General features: G+C 73.5%; 7 protein-coding genes. All 7 read left to right on the top strand.

From position 1 onward, the window contains the following. Positions 1–559 (top strand): tRNA ligase subunit PheS family protein (locus ACY5KJ_RS08835; RefSeq protein ID WP_462203155.1); only part of this gene is annotated, 559 nt, incomplete at its 5' end. A 3-nt stretch (positions 560–562) separates the two neighbouring features. Beyond that, the gene (pheT, locus tag ACY5KJ_RS08830; RefSeq protein WP_462203154.1) at positions 563–3109 is read left to right on the top strand and encodes a phenylalanine--tRNA ligase subunit beta; all 2547 of its coding nucleotides are present in this window, start codon (positions 563–565) and stop codon (positions 3107–3109) included. Positions 3110–3173: 64 nt separating this feature from the next. Further along, positions 3174–4202, top strand: a complete 1029-nt coding sequence (argC, locus tag ACY5KJ_RS08825; protein ID WP_462186900.1) for an N-acetyl-gamma-glutamyl-phosphate reductase — start codon at positions 3174–3176, stop codon at positions 4200–4202. A 107-nt stretch (positions 4203–4309) separates the two neighbouring features. After that, positions 4310–5476 (top strand): bifunctional glutamate N-acetyltransferase/amino-acid acetyltransferase ArgJ, encoded by a 1167-nt coding sequence (argJ, locus tag ACY5KJ_RS08820; RefSeq protein WP_462203153.1) that lies wholly within the window; start codon positions 4310–4312, stop codon positions 5474–5476. Further along, complete coding sequence (gene argB / locus ACY5KJ_RS08815; protein ID WP_462186887.1) at positions 5473–6570, top strand: acetylglutamate kinase; 1098 nt, start codon at positions 5473–5475, stop codon at positions 6568–6570. Before argJ ends, argB begins: the two co-directional genes overlap by 4 nt. 14 nt (positions 6571–6584) lie before the next feature. Further along, the gene (locus tag ACY5KJ_RS08810; protein ID WP_462186899.1) at positions 6585–7841 is read left to right on the top strand and encodes an acetylornithine transaminase; all 1257 of its coding nucleotides are present in this window, start codon (positions 6585–6587) and stop codon (positions 7839–7841) included. Then, positions 7838–8785: ornithine carbamoyltransferase (argF, locus tag ACY5KJ_RS08805; protein ID WP_462203152.1), on the top strand; the 948-nt coding region annotated here is incomplete at its 3' end. The genes ACY5KJ_RS08810 and argF, both read left to right, overlap by 4 nt.

Below are 8785 nucleotides of genomic sequence, written 5' to 3'. Positions count from 1 at the left end.
TGCGGGCCGGGTGCTGCGTACCCACACCTCCCCGGTGCAGATCCGCTCCCTGCTGAACCGCCCGCTGCCCGTGTACGTCGTGTGCCTGGGGCGGACATACCGCAACGACACCATCGATGCGACGCACTCGCCGGTCTTCGGCCAGCTCGAAGGTCTGGCCGTGGACAGGGGCATCACCATGGCGGACCTGCGTGGCACCCTGGAGGTCTTCGCCCAGGCGTTGTTCGGGGCGGGCCTGTCGACGCGGCTGCGCCCGTCGTTCTTCCCGTTCACCGAGCCGTCCGCGGAACTGGACGTGCAGTGCTTCGCCTGCCGCGGGGAGGCGGCCCGCCAGCCCTGTCGGGTCTGCTCGGACGAGGGCTGGATCGAGGCCGGCGGCTGCGGCATGGTCGACCCGCACGTCCTGCGGGCCGCGGGGGTCGATCCGACCCGGTACAGCGGTTTCGCGTTCGGGATGGGGCTGGAACGGGCCGCGATGGTCCGCCATGGCATCCGGGAGATCCGCGATTTCGTCGACGGTGACGTCCGGTTCAGCCTGCCGTTCGGAATCGAGGACTGACCCATGCTGATCGTGATGTCCTGGCTGCGGGAGTATGTGGCGGGGCTGCCGCCCACGCGGGCCGTCGCCGACGCGTTGATCCGGGCCGGTTTCGAGGTCGAGGGACTGCGCAGCGCCGGGGGCGAGTTCTCCGGCGTGGTCGTCGGGGAGATCGTCGACTTCGAGATCGTCGAGACGAAGAAGAAGGCCGTCCGCTGGTGCCAGGTCCGGGTCGCCGAGAGCGCCGGATCCGGGGATGCCGGATCCGGGGATGCCGGATCCGAGGGCGAGGGCGTGCGCGGCGTCATCTGCGGGGCGCACAACTTCGTCGTCGGTGACCGGGTGGCGGTCGCGCTGCCCGGCGCCGTGCTGCCCGGCGGGTTCGAGATCACCGCGCGGAGGACCTACGGCCATGTCAGCGAGGGGATGATCTGCTCGGCCCGGGAACTGGGCCTTGGCGAGGAGTCCGGCGGCATCCTGGTGCTCGCGCCGCGGGCGCCGATCGGCGCCGACGTCGCCGAGCTGCTCGATCTCGCCGACGAGGTGCTCGACATCGCGGTCACCCCGGACCGGGGCTACGGCCTGTCGGTGCGGGGGATCGCCCGGGAGGCGGCGATCGCCTTCGCGCTGCCGTTCACGGACCCGGGCGCGTCGGCGGACCTGGCCGCCGGCCCGGGGCCCGCCGGGGAGGCCTATCCGGTCGTCGTCGAGGACACCGCGGCGTGTGACCGCTACGTCGCCCGGGTGGTGGCCGGGGTCGACTCGCGGGCCACCACCCCGCCGGGGTGGCAGCGGCGGCTGTCGCTGTCCGGGATGCGGTCGATCTCGGTGCCGGTCGACGTCACCAACGCCGTGCTGCTGGGCCTCGGCCAGCCGTTGCACGCCTTCGACCGGGCGAAGCTGACCGGCGCGATCATCGTGCGCCGGGCCGTCGCCGGAGAGACGCTGCGCACCCTCGACGGGGTCGACCGCACTCTCGACCCCGAGGATCTGGTCATCGCCGACGACACCGGTCCGATCGCGCTCGCCGGGGTGATGGGCGGGGCCAGCACGGAGGTGTCCGCGACGACCACCGACATCGTCCTCGAGGCGGCGCACTTCGACCCGATCACGGTGGCCCGCACCGCCCGCCGGCACCGGCTGTCCTCGGAGGCGTCGCGGCGTTTCGAACGCGGCGTCGACCCGGCGCTCGCGCCGGTCGCCGCGGCGCTGGCCGTCGACCTGCTCGTCGAGCTCGCCGCCGCCCGTCCCGAGCCCGGCGTGACCGACCTGGACCACCGCCCCGGCCTGGCGCCGGTGACCCTGCCGCTGACGGAACCGGAACGTCTCGCCGGCCGGCCCTACCCCGCCGAGGTGGTGCGGCGCCGGCTCGGCGACGTCGGCTGCGCAGTGGCCGACGGGCCGGCGACCGGGGGCCTGCCCGGTGTCCTGATCGTGACGCCGCCGTCCTGGCGTCCTGACCTGACCCGGCCTGCCGATCTCGTCGAGGAGATCATGCGGCTGGAGGGGTACGACACCATCCCGGTGACCCTGCCGTCGCTGCCCGCGGGGCGCGGGCTCACCGCCGCGCAGCGGATGCACCGCGCAGTGGGCCGGGCACTGGCCTACGCGGGGTTCGCCGAGGTGCTTACCCTGCCGTTCGTGCCCGAGGACGCCGCCGACGCGCTCAGCCTGGCTGCGGTCGACCCGCGGCGCGCGGCGGTCCGGATCGCGAACCCGATCGCCGAGGATGCCGGCTACCTGCGGACGACCCTGCTACCCGGACTGATCGCGGCGGCCGTGCGCAACATCGGCCGGGGGCAGCGCGATCTCGCCCTGTTCGAGAGCGGCCTGGTGTTCCGTGAACGCGAACGGATCCCGACGGGCGTCGTCACCCCGCCGGTGGATCGTCGGCCCTCCGCCGCGGAGATCGTCGCTCTGGACTCGACCCTGCCCGGCCAGCCCCGCCACGTCGCCGTGCTCCTCACCGGGCGCCGTGAGCCAGGTGGCTGGTCCACGCCGGCCCGGGACGCGGACTGGGCGGACGCGGTGGACGCCGCGCACGTGGTCGCCGAGGCGGTGGGCGTCACCCTGACGGTCAGGGCCGGCAATGTCATGCCCTGGCACCCGGGCCGCCTCGCGGAGCTCTCGATCGACGGTCGGGTCGTGGGCCACGCGGGTGAGCTGCATCCCCGGGTGCTCGGCGCCGCCGGGCTCCCGCCCCGGGCCGGCGCGATGGAACTGGACCTCGACGCCCTGATCGAGGTCGCGTCGGCGGCGCCGCCGATGATCGCGCCGACGATCTCCACCTATCCGCCCGCCGACCGGGATGTGGCGCTCGTCGTGCCGATCGAGGTGCCGGTCGCCGACGTGACGGCGGCACTGCGGGCCGGAGCCGGTGACCTGCTGGAGTCCCTGACCCTCTTCGACGTCTTCGAGGGCGCCCAGGTCGGGGTCGGTCAGCGCTCGCTGGCCTTCGGCCTGCGGCTGCGCGCCGGGGACCGGACGCTGACGGCCGCCGAGGCGAACGCGGTGCGGGACGCGGCGGTCGCCCGGGCGGCGGAGCTCACCGGCGCGTCCCTGCGCGCCTGAGGCCGAGGCGGGTTACGCCAGCCCCATTGCATGACAATGAGTTGGCGTGTATAAAATTGCAATCATGGGTGTGACGGCAGCAGTTGCGGGGGCGAGCGGGTACGGCGGCGGAGAGCTGCTGCGCCTGCTCCTCGCCCATCCCGAGATCAAGATTGGTGCGCTGGCCGCGAACGCGTCCGCCGGCCGGCCGGTGACGGACGTGCATCCTCACCTGCCCGACCTGGAGGGCCGGGTGTTCACGGACGCGGCCGCGCTGGCCGGGACTGACGCGGACATCGTTTTCCTGGCACTGCCGCACGGTCAGTCGGCCGCGGTGGCCGCCACCCTGCCCGACACCGTACGGGTCGCCGATCTGGGTGCCGATCATCGGCTCGTCGACCCGGAGGCGTGGCGGCGCGCCTACGGGGGGGAGCACGCCGGGACCTGGGCTTACGGCCTGCCCGAACTCCCCTGGGCGCGGGCGGAGATCGCCGCGAGGCGGCGGGTGGCGGTCCCGGGCTGCTATCCCACGGCGACCTCTCTCGGGCTCGTGCCGCTGCTGGCCGGCGGTCTCGTGGAGCCCGCCGACCTGGTCGTCGTCGCGGCGAGCGGCACGTCCGGCGCGGGGCGCTCGGCCACGGTGAACCTGCTCGGCAGCGAGGTGATGGGTGACCTGACCGCCTACAAGGTGGGCACCCACCAGCACCGGCCCGAGATCACGCAGACCCTCTCCCGGGCCGCCGGTACGACCGTGACGGTGTCCTTCACCCCGGTGCTCGCCCCGCTTCCCCGCGGCATCCTCGCGACCAGTACCGGCCGGGCCATCCCGGGCACCGACGCGGACGCCGTGTACGAGGCGCTGCGGTCCGCCTACGCGGGGGAGCCGTTCGTCCGGGTGCTGCCGCCGGGGCGCTGGCCGCACACCGCGGCGACGCTCGGCGGGAACGCCGTTCATGTGCAGGGGACCTTCGACCCGGAGACCGGCCGGGCGATCGTCGTCACCGCGATCGACAACCTCGGCAAGGGCGCGGCTGGCCAGGCGCTGCAGTGCGCCAACCTGATGCTCGGCCTGCCCGAGACCGCCGGGCTGACCGCTCAGGGCATCGCCCCCTGACCGTTTCCGGCTCGGCAGGCCGGCAGGCCGGCAGGCCGGTAAGGACGCGGGACCATCGACCAGCAACATCGACCAGCAACGCGGACAGGGGACAGGAGAGGGTTGAGTTGAGCGTCACCGCCCCACGGGGCTTCCGCGCCGCCGGAGTGACGGCCGGGTTGAAGCCGTCCGGCCGTCCGGACGTGGCGCTCGTCGTCAACGACGGGCCGTCCGACGCCGCCGCCGGGATCTTCACCGCCAACCGGGTCCAGGCGGCTCCGGTGCTCTGGAGTCGCCAAGCCCTCGCCGACGGCCGGCTGCGCGCCGTCATCCTCAACTCCGGCGGGGCGAACGCCTGCACCGGTCCGGCCGGATTCGCCGACACCCACGCCACGGCTGAGCACGTCGCCGGGGCGCTCGGTATCGGTGCCGGCGACGTCGCGGTCTGCTCGACCGGTCTCATCGGCGTCCGCCTGCCCATGGACAACCTGCTCGCCGGCGCCACCAAGGCGGTGGCGGACCTCACCGATACCGCCGCCGCCGGCGCCGCGGCGGCGGAGGCGATCCGCACCACCGACACCGTCGCGAAGGCCGCGGTCCGCACCTCGTCGACGACCCCGGGTGTCACCATCGGCGGGATGGGCAAAGGCGCGGCGATGCTGGCGCCGTCGCTCGCGACGATGCTCGTGGTGGTCACCACCGACGCCGTCGCGGACGCCGCCACCCTCGATCGGGTGATCCGGGCGTCCTCGCGGGTCAGCTTCGAGCGGGTCGATTCTGACGGCTGCCTGTCCACCAACGACACCGTGCTGCTGCTGGCCTCGGGTGCCGCCGGGGTCAGCCTGCCCGAGGCGGAGCTGGCGGGGCTGGTCACCGAGGTGTGCGTTGACCTTGCCCAGCAGATGCTCGGCGATGCCGAGGGTTCGACGAAGACCATCGCCATCACCGTGACCGGAGCCGCGACCGAGGACGACGGGCTGGAGGTCGGCCGGGCCGTCGCCCGCAACAACCTGCTCAAGTGCGCTCTGTACGGCAAGGACCCGAACTGGGGACGGGTGCTCGCCGCGATCGGCACCACGAAGGCCGTCTTCGAGCCCGATGCGCTGGACGTGTCCATCAACGAGGTGCAGGTCTGCCGGGCCGGGGCCCCCGGCGAGGACCGTGACCTCGTCGACCTGTCCGGCCGTGAGGTGCGCATCGGCGTCGATCTGCACGCCGGCGACGCCGAGGTCACCGTCTGGACGAACGACCTGACCGACGGGTACGTCTACGAGAACTCGGCGTACTCGACATGAACGTCCCGACCCGGACACTGCCGCCTTCGAACGGTGGGCACGGCGGCACCATCGGCACCGCAGGCGCCGATGGCACCGGCGACGCCGCCCCGGGCGGGGGCACCGGGCGGGGCCCGGCCGCCACCGCCCGGGGCCACGCGGCGCTCGCGAAGACCCAGGTCCTCATCGAGGCGCTCCCGTGGCTGTCGCGGTTCCAGGGCGCGACCATCGTCGTCAAATACGGCGGCAACGCGATGACGGAGCCGGCGCTGCGCGAGGCCTTCGCCGCTGACGTCGTGTTCCTGCGCCACTCGGGGCTGCGGGTGGTCGTCGTGCACGGCGGCGGTCCGCAGATCACCGCGCATCTGGAACGCCTCGGTGTCCCCTCGACGTTCGTCGGCGGCCTGCGGGTCACCACCCCGGAGACCATGGACGTCGTGCGGATGGTCCTGCTCGGCCAGGTCAATCGGGACGTCGTGGGGCTCGTCAACGACCATGGCCCGTTCGCCGTCGGGCTGTCCGGTGAGGACGCCAACCTCTTCACCGCGCGGCGCCGCCCGGCGATCGTCGACGGCCGGGAGGCCGACGTCGGCCTGGTCGGCGACATCGTCGAGGTCCGACCGGAGACGATCAACGCCCTGCTCGGCTCCGGGAAGGTGCCGGTGGTCGCGTCGGTTGCCCGCGGCGTCGACGGCGGGGTCTACAACGTCAACGCCGACATCGCCGCCGCCGAACTCGCCGTCGCGCTCGGGGCCACGAAGCTTGTCGTCCTGACCGACGTCGAGGGCCTCTACGCGGACTGGCCGGCGAGCGACGAGGTGATCAGTGAGCTGAGCATCACCGAGCTCGAACGGCTCCTCCCCTCGCTCACCGCCGGCATGATCCCCAAGATGGAGGCCTGCCGGCGGGCGGTGCGTGGCGGTGTTCCACAGGCGCACGTGCTCGACGGACGGGTACCGCACGCGGTGCTCCTGGAGATCTTCACCGACGACGGCATCGGCACTTTGATCATGGCCGAGCCAGGCACCTCGCCTGAGCCAGGTACGCTCCCTGCGCCCGCCGCGCGCCCGGCCGGGATCGTTCCGGCCGGCGAACCGACCGGAGGAACGCCGTGAACGCTGAGATCGCCGTGAACGCCGATCTGATCGCCCGCCGGGACGCCGTCGTGATGGCGACCTACGGCCGACCCGCGATCTCCCTGGCTCGGGGGGCCGGCAGCCGGGTGTGGGACCATGACGGCCGCGAATATCTCGACCTGGTCGGCGGGATAGCCGTCAGCGTGCTCGGTCACTGCCACCCGGCGGTCCGGGACGCCGTCGTCGGCCAGCTCGGCGCTCTCGGCCACGTGTCGAACCTCTACGCCAATGAGCCTCAGGTGCTGCTGGCCGAACGGCTCGTCGAGCTGCTGCGGGTCGGCGCGCCGAGCCCCGGGCTTCCGCCCGAGGGGGCGAAAGTCTTCTTCTGCAACTCGGGGGCGGAGGCCAACGAGGCAGCAATCAAGATCGCCCGCCGGGCCGGCCGTTCGGAGATCCTCGCCACCGAGGGCTCGTTCCACGGCCGGACCCTGGGCGCGCTGTCCATCACCGGTCAGCCGGCCAAGCGGGCACCGTTCGAGCCGCTGCTGCCCGGCGTCCGGTTCGTGCCGTATGGAGACGGCGCGGCCCTGCGCGCCGCCGTCAGCGAGGCGACCGCGGCGGTGTTCCTGGAACCAACCCTCGGCGAAGGCGGTGTCGTGCCGCCGCCGGCCGGCTACCTCGCCGCCGCGCGGGCTGTCTGCGACTCCGCTGGCGCGCTGCTGGTCCTGGACGAGGTGCAGAGCGGCATCGGCCGGACCGGCTTGTGGTTCGCCCACCAGGCCGAGGGCGTGCTGCCCGACGTGATCACCCTGGCCAAGGGACTCGGCGGTGGCCTGCCCGTCGGCGCCTGCGTCGGCATCGGCGCGGCGGGGACGCTGTTGCGCCCGGGGGATCACGGCAGCACCTTCGGTGGCGGCCCGATCGTCTGCGCGGCGGCGCTCGCGGTGCTCGACACGATCGCCGCCGAGGGCCTGCTTGAACACGCGTCGCGGCTCGGGGAGCGGCTGGCCGCGGCGATCCAGGCGGCGGGCGTGCCCGGCGTGGCCGGGGTCCGGGGACGGGGGCTGTGGCGGGCGATCGAGCTCGACGGCCCATTCGCGCCGGCGGTGGAGAAGGCCGCCCGCGAAGCCGGTTACCTGGTGAACGCCGTCGCCCCCGACGCCATCCGGCTCGCCCCGCCGCTGATCCTCACCGCCGCCGAGGCGGACGCCTTCGTCGCGGCCCTGCCCGGTATCGTCGGCGACGCGCTCGCCGCCCGGGTTCGGTCGGCGCAGTCCGCGTCAGCCCCGGGCTCTAGGGTCAGCGCATGACGGTCCGACACTTCCTTCTCGACACCGACCTGACCCCCGCGGAGCAGACCGCCCTGCTCGACCTCGCCGACGGGCTCAAGGCACGCCGCCGCGTTACCCGGCTGACGGAGCGTCCGCTCGCCGGGCGCTCGGTGGCGCTGCTGTTCGAGAAGCCGTCGACGCGCACCCGACTGTCGTTCGACGTGGGCGTCGCCGAGCTCGGCGGCCACCCGGTGGTGATCGACGCGGTGAGCACGCAGCTCGGCCGGGGCGAGACCATCGAGGACACCGCCGCGGTGCTGAGCCGGTACGTCGACGCGATCGTCGTGCGTACCTTCGCGCAGGAGCGGTTGGAGCGGCTGGCGGCGGCGGCCACCGTTCCGGTGATCAATGCGCTGTCCGACCACGCCCATCCCTGCCAGGCCTTGGCCGACCTGCAGACGATCCGGGAGCGGCGGGGCCGCCTGGCCGGGCTGACCCTGACCTACCTGGGCGACGGCAACAACGTCGCGCACTCGCTGCTGCTCGCCGGCGCGTTGGCAGGCATGCGGGTGCACGTGGCCTCGCCGCCCGGCTATGAGCCGTTCGAGCAGGTGCTGCGGCACGCCAATGAGATCGGCATGGTGACCGGGGGGGAGGCGCTGGTGATGCACGACGCGCTGGAGGCCGCCGCCGGGGCGGACGTGCTTTACACCGACGTGTGGGCGTCGATGGGTCAGGAGGGTGAGTCGGACAGCCGCGCGTTGGTGTTCCAGCCGTACCGGCTCGACGAGAAGGCCGTCGAGGCCGCTTCGCCCGACGTGATCGTCATGCACTGCCTGCCCGCACATCGGGAGCTCGAGATCACCGCGTCGGTGATCGATGGACCCCGTTCGGTCGTGTTCGACCAGGCCGAGAACCGGCTGCACGCCCAGAAGGCCCTGCTGTCGAGCCTGCTGTCCGAGGGCGTCGGTCCGACCGGCGCC

This window comes from Frankia sp. CcWB3 (genome assembly GCF_977927595.1).
This window is presented reverse-complemented; position numbering and strand designations above follow the sequence as displayed.